14 protein-coding genes and 1 tRNA gene are annotated in these 14,766 nt (G+C 64.7%); 6 read left to right on the top strand and 9 right to left on the bottom strand.

Going from position 1 to position 14,766, the window contains the following annotated elements; translation table 11 throughout:
* Positions 1–22: 22 nt before the first annotated feature.
* Together kynU and kynA are read left to right on the top strand one after the other, a co-directional pair.
* Entirely contained in the window at positions 23–1,279 is a 1,257-nt protein-coding gene (gene kynU / locus ACIGJG_RS04025; RefSeq protein ID WP_011296992.1) for a kynureninase, read from the top strand.
* A 12-nt stretch (positions 1,280–1,291) separates the two neighbouring features.
* Positions 1,292–2,176, top strand: a complete 885-nt coding sequence (gene kynA, locus ACIGJG_RS04020) for a tryptophan 2,3-dioxygenase (protein WP_011296991.1) — start codon at positions 1,292–1,294, stop codon at positions 2,174–2,176.
* A gap of 27 nt (positions 2,177–2,203) precedes the next feature.
* Here kynA and ACIGJG_RS04015 read toward each other — a convergent pair whose 3' ends face one another.
* The gene (locus ACIGJG_RS04015; RefSeq protein ID WP_011296990.1) at positions 2,204–3,007 is read right to left on the bottom strand and encodes an IclR family transcriptional regulator; all 804 of its coding nucleotides are present in this window, start codon (positions 3,005–3,007) and stop codon (positions 2,204–2,206) included.
* 217 nt (positions 3,008–3,224) lie between these two features.
* On the opposite strand from ACIGJG_RS04015, the gene ACIGJG_RS04010 reads away from it, so the two are divergent.
* The gene (locus ACIGJG_RS04010; RefSeq protein WP_011296989.1) at positions 3,225–4,418 is read left to right on the top strand and encodes an acyl-CoA dehydrogenase; all 1,194 of its coding nucleotides are present in this window, start codon (positions 3,225–3,227) and stop codon (positions 4,416–4,418) included.
* A gap of 153 nt (positions 4,419–4,571) precedes the next feature.
* Here ACIGJG_RS04010 and ACIGJG_RS04005 read toward each other — a convergent pair whose 3' ends face one another.
* A complete protein-coding gene (locus tag ACIGJG_RS04005; protein WP_140952552.1) occupies positions 4,572–5,210 on the bottom strand; it encodes a peroxiredoxin in 639 nt (212 codons plus the stop codon).
* A 232-nt stretch (positions 5,211–5,442) separates the two neighbouring features.
* On the opposite strand from ACIGJG_RS04005, the gene ACIGJG_RS04000 reads away from it, so the two are divergent.
* The 3 genes from ACIGJG_RS04000 (at position 5,443) to ACIGJG_RS03990 (ending at position 6,808) form a co-directional block, all read left to right on the top strand.
* The gene (locus ACIGJG_RS04000; RefSeq protein ID WP_011296988.1) at positions 5,443–5,769 is read left to right on the top strand and encodes a DUF883 family protein; all 327 of its coding nucleotides are present in this window, start codon (positions 5,443–5,445) and stop codon (positions 5,767–5,769) included.
* Positions 5,770–5,942: 173 nt separating this feature from the next.
* Complete coding sequence (locus ACIGJG_RS03995) at positions 5,943–6,320, top strand: phage holin family protein (protein WP_011296987.1); 378 nt, start codon at positions 5,943–5,945, stop codon at positions 6,318–6,320.
* A complete protein-coding gene (locus ACIGJG_RS03990; RefSeq protein ID WP_011296986.1) occupies positions 6,317–6,808 on the top strand; it encodes a DUF3318 domain-containing protein in 492 nt (163 codons plus the stop codon). The genes ACIGJG_RS03995 and ACIGJG_RS03990 overlap by 4 nt, the downstream gene beginning before the upstream one ends.
* Here the strand turns inward: ACIGJG_RS03990 and ACIGJG_RS03985 are convergent.
* The 7 genes from ACIGJG_RS03985 to tolB form a co-directional block, all read right to left on the bottom strand.
* Complete coding sequence (locus ACIGJG_RS03985; protein ID WP_483672796.1) at positions 6,805–9,642, bottom strand: EAL domain-containing protein; 2,838 nt, start codon at positions 9,640–9,642, stop codon at positions 6,805–6,807. The genes ACIGJG_RS03990 and ACIGJG_RS03985 overlap by 4 nt on opposite strands.
* Positions 9,643–9,887: 245 nt before the next feature.
* A tRNA-Lys gene (locus tag ACIGJG_RS03980) sits at positions 9,888–9,963 on the bottom strand.
* A gap of 62 nt (positions 9,964–10,025) precedes the next feature.
* Positions 10,026–11,147: a YeeE/YedE family protein gene (locus ACIGJG_RS03975; RefSeq protein ID WP_011296984.1), complete on the bottom strand. Its 1,122-nt coding sequence runs from the start codon at positions 11,145–11,147 to the stop codon at positions 10,026–10,028.
* 33 nt (positions 11,148–11,180) lie between these two features.
* Positions 11,181–11,861, bottom strand: a complete 681-nt coding sequence (gene queC / locus ACIGJG_RS03970) for a 7-cyano-7-deazaguanine synthase QueC (protein ID WP_483672795.1) — start codon at positions 11,859–11,861, stop codon at positions 11,181–11,183.
* Positions 11,862–11,981: 120 nt separating this feature from the next.
* Entirely contained in the window at positions 11,982–12,740 is a 759-nt protein-coding gene (gene ybgF / locus ACIGJG_RS03965; RefSeq protein WP_011296982.1) for a tol-pal system protein YbgF, read from the bottom strand.
* Positions 12,741–12,763: 23 nt separating this feature from the next.
* Positions 12,764–13,276 (bottom strand): peptidoglycan-associated lipoprotein Pal, encoded by a 513-nt coding sequence (pal, locus tag ACIGJG_RS03960; RefSeq protein WP_011296981.1) that lies wholly within the window; start codon positions 13,274–13,276, stop codon positions 12,764–12,766.
* Positions 13,277–13,299: 23 nt separating this feature from the next.
* Positions 13,300–14,652, bottom strand: a complete 1,353-nt coding sequence (tolB, locus tag ACIGJG_RS03955; protein WP_011296980.1) for a Tol-Pal system beta propeller repeat protein TolB — start codon at positions 14,650–14,652, stop codon at positions 13,300–13,302.
* Positions 14,653–14,766 lie beyond the last annotated feature (114 nt).

Raw genomic sequence — 14,766 nt, 5'->3', positions numbered from 1 at the left:
TAATCCTTTGCCTCTTTCCGACATGACCGCACTGACCCGCGAGCAATGCCTGTTGCTCGACCAGCAAGACCCCCTGCGCGCATTGCGCGACCAGTTCGCGCTACCTGACGGCGTGATCTACCTCGATGGCAATTCGCTGGGCGCCCGCCCGCGCGCTGCTGCGGCACGTGCCGCCGAAGTCGTCAGCGAGGAATGGGGCACTGGCCTGATCCGCAGCTGGAACACCGCGGGCTGGTTCGACCTGCCGCAGCGCCTCGGAAACATGCTGGCTCCGCTGATCGGCGCCGGCGAGAACGAGGTGGTGGTCACCGATACCACGTCGATCAACCTGTTCAAGGTGCTGGCCGCCGCGCTGCGCGTGCAGGCCACGCGAGATCCGTCGCGCAAGGTGATCGTGTCTGAAGCAAGCAATTTCCCGACCGACCTGTATATCGCGCAAGGTCTGGCGGATCTGCTGCAGCAAGGCTATTCGCTGCGCCTGGTGAACTCGCCGGCCGAGATCGATGCCGCCGTCGGCGCCGACACCGCCGTGCTGATGCTCACGCACGTGAACTACAAGAGCGGCGAGATGCTCGACATGGCCGCGCTGACCGAACTCGCCCATGCGCGCGGCGCGTTGACCGTGTGGGACCTCTGCCATTCGGCAGGCGCCGTGCCCGTGGCACTGAACGCGTCGAAGGCTGACTACGCGATCGGCTGCACCTACAAGTACCTCAACGGCGGCCCGGGTTCGCCGGCCTTCGTGTGGGTCGCGCCGGCGCTGCGCGATGCCTTCTGGCAGCCGCTGTCGGGCTGGTGGGGCCACGCCGCGCCGTTCGCGATGGATCCGCAATACCGCCCTGTCGAAGGTGTGCGCCGTTTCCTGTGCGGCACGCAGCCGATCACGTCGATGGCGATGGTCGAATGCGGACTCGACATCTACGCACAAACCGACATGGCGGCGCTGCGCGCCAAGTCGCTTCAACTTACCGACCTGTTCATCGCGCTCGTGGAATCGCGTTGCGGCCACCACCCGCTCACGCTGGTCACGCCGCGCGAGCACGCACGCCGCGGCAGCCAGGTCAGCTTCGAACATCCGCAAGGCTATGCCGTGATGCAGGCACTGATCGAGCGCGGCGTGATCGGCGATTACCGCGAGCCGCGCATCATCCGTTTCGGCTTCACGCCGCTGTACACGAGCTTCACCGAAGTGTGGGACGCCGTGGAAACGCTGCGCGACGTGCTGGATACCGAAACCCACCGGGCCGAGCGCTTCCATACGCGCGGCGCAGTGACCTGAGCGGAGCGCACCATGAGCGAATTCAAGGGATGCCCGATGTCGGGCGCGGTACGGCAAGGCGGACAAGGCAAGCAGGGCGACGGCTGGCACGGCGCGCAGATGGACTTCGCCAAGGACATGAGCTATGGCGACTACCTGGGCCTGGACCAAATTCTGAGCGCGCAGCATCCGCTGTCGCCCGACCACAACGAGATGCTCTTCATCGTGCAGCACCAGACCACCGAGCTGTGGATGAAGCTGATGCTGCACGAACTGCGCGCGGCGCGTGCATCGGTGCGCGAAGACGTCCTGCCGCCGGCCTTCAAGATGCTGACGCGCGTATCGCGCATCATGGACCAGCTTGTCCAGGCGTGGAACGTGCTGGCAACCATGACGCCGCCGGAATATTCGGCGATGCGACCCTACCTGGGCATGTCGTCCGGCTTCCAGTCGTATCAGTACCGCGAGATCGAGTTCATCCTCGGCAACAAGAACGCGGCCATGCTGCGCCCGCATTCACACCGGCCGGAACATCTGGAACTGGTGGAGACGGCCCTGAAAACGCCGTCGCTCTATGACGAGGCAATCCGCCTGATGGCGCGCCGCGGCTTTGCCATCGACGCCAATTGTGTCGAGCGCGACTGGAGCCAGCCGACGACCTACAACGCCTCGGTCGAAGCGGCGTGGCTTGAGGTCTACCGGAATCCGAACGCGCACTGGGAGCTGTACGAACTCGGCGAGAAGTTTGTCGACCTCGAAGACTCGTTCCGCCAATGGCGCTTCCGCCATGTGACCACGGTCGAGCGCGTGATCGGCTTCAAGCGCGGTACCGGCGGCACCGAAGGCGTCAGCTATCTGCGCAAGATGCTCGACGTGGTGCTGTTCCCGGAACTGTGGAAACTGCGTACGGACCTGTAAGGCGGCAGCGAGCCAGCAAGGCCGGCGTCAGCCGGCCGGATCCGACAGGCGTGCGGCCAGCGCCTTCAGGGCCGGTGCAAGGGTTTCGTGGAACACGGACTCTTCGACGGTCCCGTACGAGGCGCTGCAGCTGAGCATGTGCGGCTCCTTCTCCCCTACCGGCCGGAATGCCACCGCACAGGCATGGATAGCCGGGTGCCAGTCCCGGAACGACGAGGCATAGCCGCGCCGTTCCGCCTCTTCAAGCGCCGCACGCGTTGGCGCTTCCTGCTGCTTCCATTGCTCCGGAAAAGCCTGGCTGAACTCGGCCAGCACGCGTTCCCGCCGCGCCGCCGGCAGCGCCGCCAGATAGGCGCGCCCCATCGAGCTCGACACCAGCGACAGCCGCGATCCCACGCCCAGCCCCAGCATCACACCCGCGTCGTTACGGATCGATTCCAGGTAGGTCACTTCCATGCGCTCGCGCTTGCCGAGCGACACCGACACGCCGTAGGACTGCGCGAACGCGAGCATATGCGGCCGGGCCAGCGCCACCACGTCAGAAGCGGATAGATAGGCGTAGCCTAGCGCCAGCACGCCCGCATCGAGCGCGTATTTTCCGAGGCTATCGTCATAGCGCAGATAGCCAAGCTGCACGAGCGTCCCGGCCAGACGGCTGACGGTAGCCTTGGGGAAGCCTGTACGGCGCACGAAATCCTGGTTGCCGAGCATAGCCTCGCCGGTGCGGAAACAACGTAGCAACTCCAGGCCGCGGGCCAGTGCCGTGACGAAATTGGGATCGCTTTCGCGCACTGAGGCGGCGGAAGTGGCGTCTGGAGAAAGGCTGCTCAAGGCTGGCTCCTGTGGGCGGTCGGGCGCCACGCGCGACAATCGAACACACCGTGGTCATCCCGCTTGCATGGCGAACGCATTGCGATATACTAATCCAACGGAACACAGTTCCGCAATGCGGAACTTAAAAATTCCACCGATTCCATCGATTGCCGCTGAGGCGGGTGCATCCCAAAGCGCCTGGCAGCGGTTCCCCGCTCTACCGAAGGAGACCTGCATGGCTGCCAACGCCGAATTCCACTGGGCCGATCCCCTGCTGCTGGACCAGCAACTGACCGCCGACGAGCGCGCCGTGCGTGACGCCTCCGCGGCGTACTGTCAGGACAAGCTGATGCCGCGCGTGCTCCAGTCGTTCCGCAATGAAAAAACCGACGTGGAAATCTTCCGCGAGATGGGCGAACTGGGCCTGCTGGGTCCGACCATCCCCGAGCAGTATGGCGGCCCGGGCCTGAACTACGTGAGCTATGGCCTGATCGCACGCGAGGTCGAGCGTGTAGATTCGGGCTACCGCTCGATGATGAGCGTGCAGTCGTCGCTGGTCATGGTGCCGATCTATGAATTCGGCACCGAAGCGCAGAAGCAGAAGTACCTGCCCAAGCTGGCCACCGGCGAGTGGATCGGCTGCTTCGGCCTGACCGAGCCGAACCACGGCTCCGACCCGGGCTCGATGGTCACGCGCGCCAAGAAGGTCAATGGCGGCTACGAGCTGACCGGCGCCAAGATGTGGATCACCAACTCGCCGATCGCCGACGTGTTTGTGGTATGGGCCAAGCTGGCGGGTGAAGACGGCAAGGAAGATATCCGTGGCTTTATCCTGGAAAAGGGCTGGAAGGGCCTGAGCGCCCCGGCCATCCACGGCAAGGTCGGCCTGCGTACGTCGATCACCGGCGAAATCGTGCTCGACCAGGTCTTCGTGCCGGAAGAGAACATCATGCCGGGCGTGAAGGGCCTGAAGGGTCCGTTCACCTGCCTGAACTCCGCCCGCTACGGTATTGCCTGGGGCGCGCTCGGTGCCGCCGAATTCTGCTGGCACACCGCCCGCCAGTACACGCTGGACCGCAAGCAATTTGGCCGCCCGCTGGCCCAGACTCAACTGGTGCAGAAGAAGCTGGCCGACATGCAGACCGAGATCACGCTGGGCCTGCAAGGCTGCCTGCGCCTTGGCCGCATGAAAGACGAAGGCACGGCCGCCGTGGAAATCACCTCGATCATGAAGCGCAATTCGTGCGGCAAGTCGCTCGACATCGCCCGCGTGGCGCGTGACATGCTCGGCGGCAACGGCATCTCGGACGAATTCGGCGTGATCCGCCACGTGGTGAACCTGGAAGTGGTCAACACCTACGAAGGCACGCACGACATCCACGCGCTGATCCTGGGCCGCGCCCAGACCGGCCTCCAGGCCTTCTTCTGATCCGGAATCGGATATCTGGCACTCGTTTCGTCTCTGCGCAGAAATAAAAAAAGCCCGGCTGGAAAGCCGGGCGAAGCACACTACCAAGGAGACGACGGGCTGCCCCGCCGTAGACAACATCGGCAAATGGCACGGGGCGTTGCGCCCCGGTGCCTATTTGTTCGGTTGCGGCGTGAGCCGCAGATAGGGCCGCACGGCCTTGTAGCCCTTCGGGAATTTCTCGCGGATCACCGCTTCGTCCTTCAGCGAAGGGATGATCACCACGTCGTCGCCGTCCTGCCAGTTGCCCGGCGTGGCTACGCTATGGTTGTCGGTGAGCTGCAGCGAATCGATGACGCGCAGGATCTCGTGGAAATTGCGCCCCGTGCTGGCCGGATACGTGATGATCAGGCGCACCCTCTTCTTCGGGTCGATGATAAACAGCGAACGCACCGTCAGGGTTTCGTTCGCGTTCGGGTGAATCATGTCGTACAGCTGCGAGACCTTCCGGTCGCCATCGGCCAGAATCGGGAAATTGACCGTGGTGGATTGCGTCTCGTTGATGTCCTGAATCCATCCTTTATGGGATTCGACACCGTCCACCGACAGCGCTATCGCCTTCACGCCACGGCGCACGAACTCATCCTGGAGCCTGGCAGTCAGGCCCAGCTCGGTCGTGCACACCGGCGTGTAGTCCGCCGGATGCGAAAACAACACGCCCCAGCTGTCGCCCAGCCAGTCGTGGAAGCGGATGCGGCCCTCGCTGGAATCCTGCTCGAAATCGGGGGCGAGGTCGCCCAGTCGCAATGCCATGCCCGGTCTCCGGAAAAATGCGTGGAACCAGAGTATCCGGATTGCGATCGAACCCAAACGAATATAAAGTCACTACAAAATCACTCCCAGTCATATAGAACGGCGCCTCCGGCGTGCGCCGGAAATGGGACGACTTTGCCCCTGTTAGCGTCGTGGTCTTGAAACCACGGGTACTCGCCACATATGCTAAGTAACAAACAAGACGTGCCGTTACTCACCGGGGCAAGGCAAAATGTCAGAAAACGCACAAACCGAACTAACCGCCCGCAAACAGGAGAAACTGATGAGCGATGTCAAGACCGTTCTGTCCGACGCTGAAGAACTGCTGAAACAAGCAGCGTCGACCACCGGCGAAAAGGCTGCCGAACTGCGCGAGCGTGGCATGGGCCTGCTGAAGCAAGCCAAGGAAAAGGCCCAGGACCTGCAAGACGCTGTGGTCACCAAGAGCAAGGCCGCCGCGCGCGCAACTGATGACTATGTGCACGACCATCCGTGGCGTGCCGTCGGCGTGGCTGCCGGTGTAGGTCTGCTGGTCGGTCTGCTGCTGAACCGCAAGTAAGGCTGGCCCGCCCGCGGCGCCTTGGGCGTCGCGGCAACACAGGCATGGTCCGTCATCGCGTACGGGCCGGCCGTTAGCCCGGGCCCGGGCACGAGAAGCGTGTGCCCCCGGGCTTCGCCCGCTGAAAGGCGTGGCCGGCAAGTGCCGGCGCGCCGCTTCCTCGCCGGAGCCGCATGAGCGAATCCTCTTCACCCAAGTTAATGGAATCCGTGCGCAACCTGGCCGGTTCGTTGGTTGCTATGGTCCAGACGCGTTTGGAACTCGCCAGCGTCGAATTCGCCGAGGAGCGCACACGGCTCATGAAAGTGGGCCTGCTGGCCTGCTTCGGGCTGGTTTTCTTCGGCATTGCGCTGGTGACCTTCACCGCGCTGATCGCGATCCTGTTCTGGGACACCTACCGCTGGCAAGCCCTGGTCGGACTGGTAATCGCCTATCTCGTGCTGTCCGCCGGCTGCCTGGCATTCGCCCGACACCTGGTGCGCAACGCCCCGCCGATGTTCGAGGCAACACTGGCGGAAATCGACAAAGATCGGGAGACCCTGCGCCGATGAACACTCCGGAATCCGGACCGGGCGCCGGCACACCGCCCCGTCGCGAGCATCCTCGCCCCGTGCGTTACGCGCGGGAAGTGCGGCTGCCGCTCGACGTCCGCAAGGAACTGCTACTGACACGCGCCGAACTGGAGCGCCACGATCTGCTGAAAGCGCTGCATGACGTCAAAGGTGGCGCCAGGCGCCTGGGCAGCTTCGCCAATCTGCTGCCGCGCGCCGTGCGGCCGGCTTCGTTGATGAAGGTGCTCGGCCTGGCACAGGACTATCCGCTGCTCAGCACGGCTGTCACGCTCGCCCTGCCGCTGCTGCGCCGCACGCCGGTGCTGCGCTGGACGTGGAAGGCATCCAAGATCGGTGCCGCCGCAGGTGCCGCCTACTGGGCCTACAACGCCTGGCGCCAGGCCAAGAGCCAGGCTGTGCCGCCCGCCATCAACGGCGACGCCAAGCCGCCGCTCGACACGGGATTCCGCGATCCCCTCGTACGTTAGTTCGTCATCAGGGCCTCGAGTCCGCGTGCCTCGCCGATCGTCGCCATTGCCTGCCTCGGCGTTGGCAGGAACGGCACGGGCGGCGCGATGTGGTGGCCCTGCACCAGATCCACCCCCAGCTCGCGCAGCCGCGCGAGTTCGACCTCGGTTTCCACATGTTCGGCGATCGTCTTCTTGCCCATCGCATGGCCGATGCGCTGGATGACTTCCACCATCACCTGGTTGACCGGATCCTCGAGCATCTCGCGCACGAAGCTGCCGTCGATCTTCAGGTAGGCGGCCGGCAAGTGCTTGAGATAGATGAACGACGCCATGCCGGCGCCGAAATCGTCCAGCGCGAATACACAACCCAGTGCCTGCATCTGCTCGATGAATGCTGCGGCCTGCGCCAGGTTGGAAATCGCGGCTGTTTCGGTGATCTCGAAGCAGATGCCGCTCAACGCGACGCCAGTCCGCTGCGCCTGCTCACGGATAAACGTCGGGAAGCGGACATCGGCCAGCGAAGATGCTGACAGGTTGATCGCGCACAGCGCAATGTCTTCAGCCGACTCCGCGCGCCGCTGAGCCAGCGTGGCGAACGCCGTTTCGACCACCCAGCGGTCGATCATCGGCATCAGGTTATAGCGTTCGCACGCTGGCACGAACGCCATCGGCGGCACCAGCTGGTTGCGTTCGTCGACCATACGCAGCAGCAGTTCGACGTGCTTTCCGCCTTGCCGCTGACCGTTCAGCGGAACGATTTCCTGCTCGTAAAGGCAGAACCGTCCGGCCGCGAGCGCCGCGTGCACGCGGCTGACCCACTCCATCTCGCCATGGCGCGCCTGTACCACGCTGTCCTGCGGATGGTAGACCTGCACCCGGTTACGGCCATTCTCCTTCGCCACATAGCAGGCCGCGTCGGCTGCGCTCATTGCTTCCGCCACGCCGCCGGTGTCGCCGTCCAGCGCCACCAGGCCGATGCTGACGCCCACAGCAAAGGTGCGCTGACGGTGAGTGAAGCGGAATCCGGCCACCGCACGCCGCAGCGACTCGGCCATCCGCTCTGCGTCCGGCGCCGGAGAATGTTTGAGCAGAATGCCGAATTCGTCGCCGCCAAGCCGTGCGAGCGTATCGCCCTTGCGCAACTGGGCGCGCATGACCGCCGCCATCTGGCGAATCAGTTCGTCGCCGGCGGCGTGGCCGCAGGTATCGTTCACAACCTTGAACTGGTCGAGGTCCAGGTACATCAGCGCATGCGTGCCGCTGGTGACCCGCACCCGCGCAATCGCTGCCGCCAGGCGGCGCTCGAACTCGGTCCGGTTGACCAGCCCAGTGAGCGCGTCGTGGCTGGCTTCGTGCGCCAGCCGGGCCGCGTGTTCGCGCTCGTGGCTGATGTCGTGCAGCACGACGACGACGCCGATCGCCTGCGCCGAGCGGTCGCGAATCAGCGCGACCGATGGCTTCACCGCCACCGTGCGCCCGCCGCGGCCGGTCAGCAATGCCGTCATGCCGGGCCACCGCTGCTGCAGCGCCAGCGCGACCAGGTTGCGCAGCGGCGCCTCGCTGCCCTCGTCGCAAAGCGCGCAAACCTGCTGGAGCAGGCGGCCGCGCGCCTCTTCCTCGCGCCAGCCGGTCAACGCCTCGGCGGCCGGATTTAGCGATTCGATGCGGCCCCAGACGTCGGTGGTGACCACGGCATCGCCGATTGCCTGCAGCGTGACCTGGGCCCGCTCCTTCTCGGCGAACAGTTGGGACTCGTAGCGCTTGTGCTCGGAGATATCCGTGAGCGAACCAGCCATGCGCATCACTCGTCCATCGTCGCCACGTACGAGCCGGCCGCGTGCGCGGACCCACAGATAGCCATCGCCGCTCGTACGCAACCGGAAGTTGGCATCGTACGGATCGCCGCGCCGCAGATGGCGCCAGAGCTTGTCGTCAAAGCCATTCAGGTCAGCTGGATGGAGCAGGCCGAGCAGCGTCTCCCGCGCGTGCGGCAAGGCGTCCGGCTCGAACCCGAGCATCTGCGCGCAGCGCGGCGAAAAATACAGCTTGCCGCTGCGCACATCCCAGTCCCACAGCCCGTCGTTGCTGCCGCCCACGGCCAGTTGCAGACGCTCCTCGCTGGTGGCCAGCGCTTCACGCAGCCGGCGTTCGCGCCGCAGCCGTCCCTGGCAAAGCAGGATGCCGGACAGCAGCAGCGCCAATGCGACCACGACTGCACCGACTGTAAGCCATCGTGTTACGCGCCGCGACGCCTTGCCCAACTGCTGCGAAAACGCCGCTTCGAGCGGCGTCAGCCGTGCGTCGATGGCGACAATGCCCTTCAACACCGGCTCGACGCACGCGACGCCACAGCCGGGCTCGGCAACCAGTTGACGCAGCGCCATCGCCTGCTCATGCAGGGCCGCGATCTCGCGATCGCCTTCCGCCCAGATGCGGATCGCCGCATCCACTTCCTCGACATGGCGAAAGTTGCGGTAGAGACGGAAGATGCCCGCGATGTCGTCGGCGTGGATGGCGCCCGCGAGAAAGCCGGCACGCGCGCGCTCGTAGTCGGGCTTGTCGCGATCCAGCTCGATGCGCGCACGGTGGTCGCCCATCGGCGCGGCAATATCCGATAGATAAGCCCGGAAATCGGCCTCGTCGCGGTCTTCGCCATAACGCAGCAGGTGCATGACGGCGTTCTTCTGGCCCCTGGACCACTGACTCTCACCCGCAACAAGGGCGCGCGCGGCAGACAGTACGTCGACACTGGCGATGGTAAACAGCGCCAGCGCGATGACCACAGGAACGAACGGCCAGATAACGCGCAATGCATGCACATCGCCCGGCAAAGACTTGCCTGCTTGCCGCATAGGACTTCCGACGGTTGGGGCGCCGGCAGCGTGGCGGGACACAACCTTGCTGCCAGGATTGCTGTTCATTGTCCGTGGCGGGATGGGCGATGTCTCTAACTCGAAGAGGTTAATACGGACTTGTCCACACTCTGGTGGGGAGTGGCCTAGTGTTTGCAGCCCGTATGGGGCCAACGGGCGGTGTGGCTCGGCGCGCAACAATGCAAAAAGGGCCTGTGACTTGCGCCACAGGCCCTTCGAAATGCTGGTGGGTCGTGCGTGACTCGAACACGCGACCAACGGATTAAAAGTCCGCTGCTCTACCGACTGAGCTAACGACCCGAAAAAACAGAACCGCGATTATAGTGACACACTTCCCGATGTGTCAAGCATGGATCACCGGCTCAGGCGAATGCCATGCGCTCAAGGCGCCATATCTGGTAGCGGAATGCCAGCACTGCGCCCGCGAGAATGCCGCCGAAGGCGATGAACGAGCCGATGGCCAGCGTCGACACGCCGGACAGCCCCTGCCCCACCGTGCAGCCGAGCGCCGTCACACCGCCTGCTCCCATCAGGATGCCCCCGATCATGTGGTTGGCGACGTCCTCCGCATTGCCGAACCCTTCCCAGCGGAATGTGCGAGTAGCCAGCGCATACACCGACGCACCGGCAATCACGCCGAAGACGCTGACGATGCCGATGGTCAGCACCTTGCTCTTGTCGCTGAACATCATCAGCCAGTCGAGCGTATAGGCGTACGGCGCCACGAAGCTCAGGCTTTCCATGCGGCCGCTGTTGGTAGCGACGAACAGCTCGTCCAGTGTGTTCGGATCTTCGGCTACATAGCCGATGTGCCCCGACACGTACCACATCGCGACGATGATCAGGCCGACGCCGACGCCACCGAGCATGTTGTCGAACGTGCGGAAACCGCGTGCCACGAGCGCCCAGACCACCAGCGCTCCACCAAGTACCAGGCCTAGCCCGAGCTGCAGCGCGCCGCGCGCGACACCGGTGCCTTGCGACAGCAGCGACGGCAGATCCTGTGTGACCGGCAACGTGACCGAGACCGCGTCAACGGTATTGACGCGCACCACGCCGAACAGGCCGCGCAGTGTCATATAGGCGGACAGCCCGAGGAATACGAACACCACCAGGGACTTGAGGTTGCCCGCGCCGATCCGCACCAGCGTCTTGCTGCCGCAGCCCGAGGCCAGCACCATGCCGAAGCCGAACATCAGGCCGCCCGAGAGCGCCGACAGCCAGCCCAGCTTGTTCGCCGCGTAAATGGTCTTGGTCGGATCGATGAGCCCGGCCCACGCCAGCACGCCGGTGCCGATCATCGCCACGCCGATGGCCAGGCCCCACATGCGCATGCGGCTCCAGTCGCCCATGTTGACGATGTCCGAGACCGCGCCCATGGTGCAGAAGTGCGTGCGCTGCAGGATGGCGCCGAACAGGAAGGTCAGGACAAAAGTGCTCAGCAGCACGGTGCGCGAAAGCGCGGCGATATCGATCTCGGGCATGTCGGGGGCGATGAAGAAAAAGCTGGGGGCTGCTCAGGCGTTCTGGTAACGAGTCGGGTCGGGAACACCGGCTGCTTCGAAGCCGGCGCGGCGGATACGGCAGGAATCGCAGACGCCGCAGGCGCGGCCGTCGTCGTCGGCCTTGTAGCATGACACCGTCATGCTGTAATCGACACCGAGGCGAATACCCGCGCGGATGATCTCGGCCTTGGTCATGTCGATGATCGGCGCATGCACATGGAAGCGGTCACCCTCCACGCCGGCCTTGGTGGCGAGGTTGGCCAGCGTCTCGTAGGCTGCGACGTATTCGGGACGGCAATCAGGATAGCCCGAGTAGTCCACGGCGTTCGCACCGAAGAACAGGTCGCGCCCGCCAACGGCTTCGGCCCAGCCGAGTGCCAGCGACAGCATGATGGTGTTGCGCGCTGGCACGTAGGTGATTGGAATACCCGTCGACGCGCCGCCGGTCGGCACGTCGAGCTTGTCGTCGGTCAGCGCGGAGCCACCGAAGCGGCGCAGGTCCAGGTCGACGATTTCGTGGCGCACGGCGCCGAGCGCGCTGGCGACCTGTTTGGCCGCATCAAGCTCGGAAGAATGGCGCTGGCCATAGCGCATCGACAGCGCATAGGTCTCGAAGCCCTGGGCCTTGGCCATGGCAAGAACGGTGGCGGAATCAAGCCCGCCCGAAAGCAGGACAATGGCGCGTTTGGTCATGATGGCAGTCGCGCCGCGCAGGCGGCACGCGAAAATTGCAGGCGAATCGCGTATTTTAGCGCGAGACGGAAAAAAGCCCGCTGAACGCGGGCTTTGCAGTCAATCTGGTGCCGTACCGGCTTACTTCAGCGTCTTGAGCCGGTTGCTTGCGGCCTGCGCGCCTTCGGTACCCGGATACTTGGCCACCACCTGCTCCAGCGTCTTGCGCGCCGCAGCCTTCTGGCCGGACTCCAGCTGGTTGTTGGCGATGGCGATCATGGCATCGGGCGCCTTCGGGTGCGTCGGGTTCGCCTGCAGCATGTTCTGCAGCACGGTGGTCGAGCCCTTGTAGTCGCGTTGCGCGTAAAGAGCATTTCCAAGCCAATACTGCGCGAGCGGCAGGTACGGGCTCTGCGGATACTTCTTGACGAACGCCGCAAACGAATTGCCGGAGCTCTTGAAGTCGCCGGCCTGGAACTGCTTGAGCGCGGCGTCGTACTCGGGCTTTTCATTGGGCTGGACCGTGCCCTCGCGGCCTTCCACGGTGACCTGCTGCGGCTCGAATTTCTTCAGGCGCGCATCGAGGTCCGCGTAGTAGTCCTTCTGCTGCTTTTGCAGCGTTTCCACCGTGTTCTGCAGCACCTCGTTCTGGCCGCGCAGCCGGGCGACCTCCTGGCGAAGGCCTTCCAGCTGGTTCTGGATGTCGATCGTCGTGCGGCTGTTCTGCTCGATGCGCTGCGTCGCGGTCGCCTGGAAACCGTTGAACTGGTCGCGCAGGGTGATCACGGCGCGGCGCGCCTCGTCATCATCGAACACGCCGGCACGGGCCGGAGCAAGGGGCAGCATGGCTGCACCGGAAACGGCGGCAAGCCACAACAGGGTGGAAACGCGTGCTTTCATGGATGGCCTGTACGCGGATCAGATCAGTAGTTGATGTCGGCGCGGCGGTTCTCGGCCCAGGCGGCTTCGTCGTGGCCCGTCGACTTCGGCTTTTCCTTGCCCAGGCTCACGGCCTCCATCTGGCTATCGGACACGCCCATGGTCGCCAGCGAACGGCGCACCGCTTCGGCACGCTTCTGGCCCAGGGCAAGGTTGTACTCGCTGGTACCGCGTTCGTCGGTATTGCCCTGGATCAGGATCTTGCGGCCCTTGTTCGAGCCCAGGTACTTGGCGTGCTCGCCGAGCATGCTTTGGTATTCGGGCTTGACGCTGTAGCTATCAAAGTCGAAGTACACGCTGCGCTTGGCCAGCGGGCTGTTCGGATCGTTCAGCGGGTCACGCGAAACGTCCACCGGCTGCACCGTGCGGGCATCGGCACCGGTGCCGCCCTTGTTGGCGCCGGCATTGGCGGCGTCGTCCAGCTTCACGCCGGAGCTGCAGGCACCTAGGGCCAGCAGGGCGGCGACGGCAAGGGTTTTAGTCATCAGTTGGGGCATGGCGAGAGACTCCTGTTATTGCGTTATTGCATGAAAGGACCCCAGGACGGCTCGCGGACATCGCCGGACTGGAGAGACAGAACCTGCCGGGTACGCCCGTCAGTGGACACCGCCGCCAGTACCGAGCGGCCGCCCACGCGGGTGGCGTATAGGATGTACTTGCCGTTCGCGGCAAAGCTCGGCGCTTCGTCATTGGACGTATCGGTCAGCGAGGTGACGTCGCCGTTGGTCAGGTCCTGCAGCTGCAGCTTGAAGCCGCCCGAGCGCGTGATGTACGCCAGATACTTGCCGTCCGGCGAAATCCGCGGGCTCACGTTGTAGCTGCCCTTGAAGGTCACGCGCTGCGCGCTGCCCGCTTCCTCGCCGCCTGCCGGCATGCGATAGACCTGCGGTGCACCGCCGCGGTCGCTGGTGAAATAGATGCTCTTGCCGTCAGGCGAATACTGCGGCTCGGTGTCGATCGCGCTGCTGCGGGTCAGGCGGCGAATACCCGAACCATCGGCATTGACTTGGTACACCTGGGTATTGCCATCGCGCGACAGCGCCACGGCCAGGTGCTGCCCATCGGGCGACCACGACGGCGCGCTGTTATTGCCCTTCTGGTTCGACACCAGCGTGCGCTTGCCCGTGGCCAGGTCGTGCACGTACACCACCGGCTTCTTGGCTTCGAACGAGACATAGGCCACGCGGCGGCCGTCCGGCGACCACGACGGCGAGATGATCGGCTCGTTGCTGGTCAGCGCAACCTGCGAGTTCTGGCCATCCGAATCGGAGATCAGCAACTGGTAGCGGCCGCCGACACGCGACACATAGGACAGGCGCGTCGCGAACACGCCACGCTCGCCGAGCAGCTTCTCGTAGATGTAGTCGGCGATCTTGTGAGCCGTGACACGCAACTGGCCCTGGTTGACGTTGAACGCCAGCCCGCCCAGGCTCTGGCCCTTGACGGTGTCGTAAAGGCGGAAGCGCACCTCGTACTGGCCATTGCCCGAAGGCGTCACGCTGCCGGCAACGAAGGCATCGGCGCCGCGGCTTTTCCAGCTTCCGAGATCGACATTGGCCGACTCGGCCACCGTGGCACCGCCCGGATCAACGTTGCGGAGACGGCCGCTGCGCGCGAGGTCGCTGCGAATGATGGCGGTTAGGTTCTGCGGGGCTTGGGCCTCGCCCTGGAAATTCGCCGTGGCGACCGGGATCTGGCTCGCGCCAACACCGGAGATCTCCACGTTCAGTTGCGCCTGTGCGGCGCCGGCGGACAAGGCCAGCGCGGCGGCCAGCCAGGCCATCAGTGCGTGCCGGCCAATCAATCGGGTCGCGGCCTGGTTTGCGTGGTGCCGCTTCGCGGACAGCCAGTTGGGGGCCCAAAGCTTTCGCATGCTGCTCCTCAGTCGATTTCAAGATTCATCGGGCACGGCAGGCAGACAGCGGAACAGGCGTGGATGCGCACGGCGCATGCCCGTTCCGCGTGCAGATCGCACGCTGCCGGCCGC

This window comes from Cupriavidus sp. C1SS-2L, from assembly GCF_057073735.1.
Note: the sequence above shows the minus strand (reverse complement) of the source record. Positions and strands in the feature narration are given on the sequence as shown.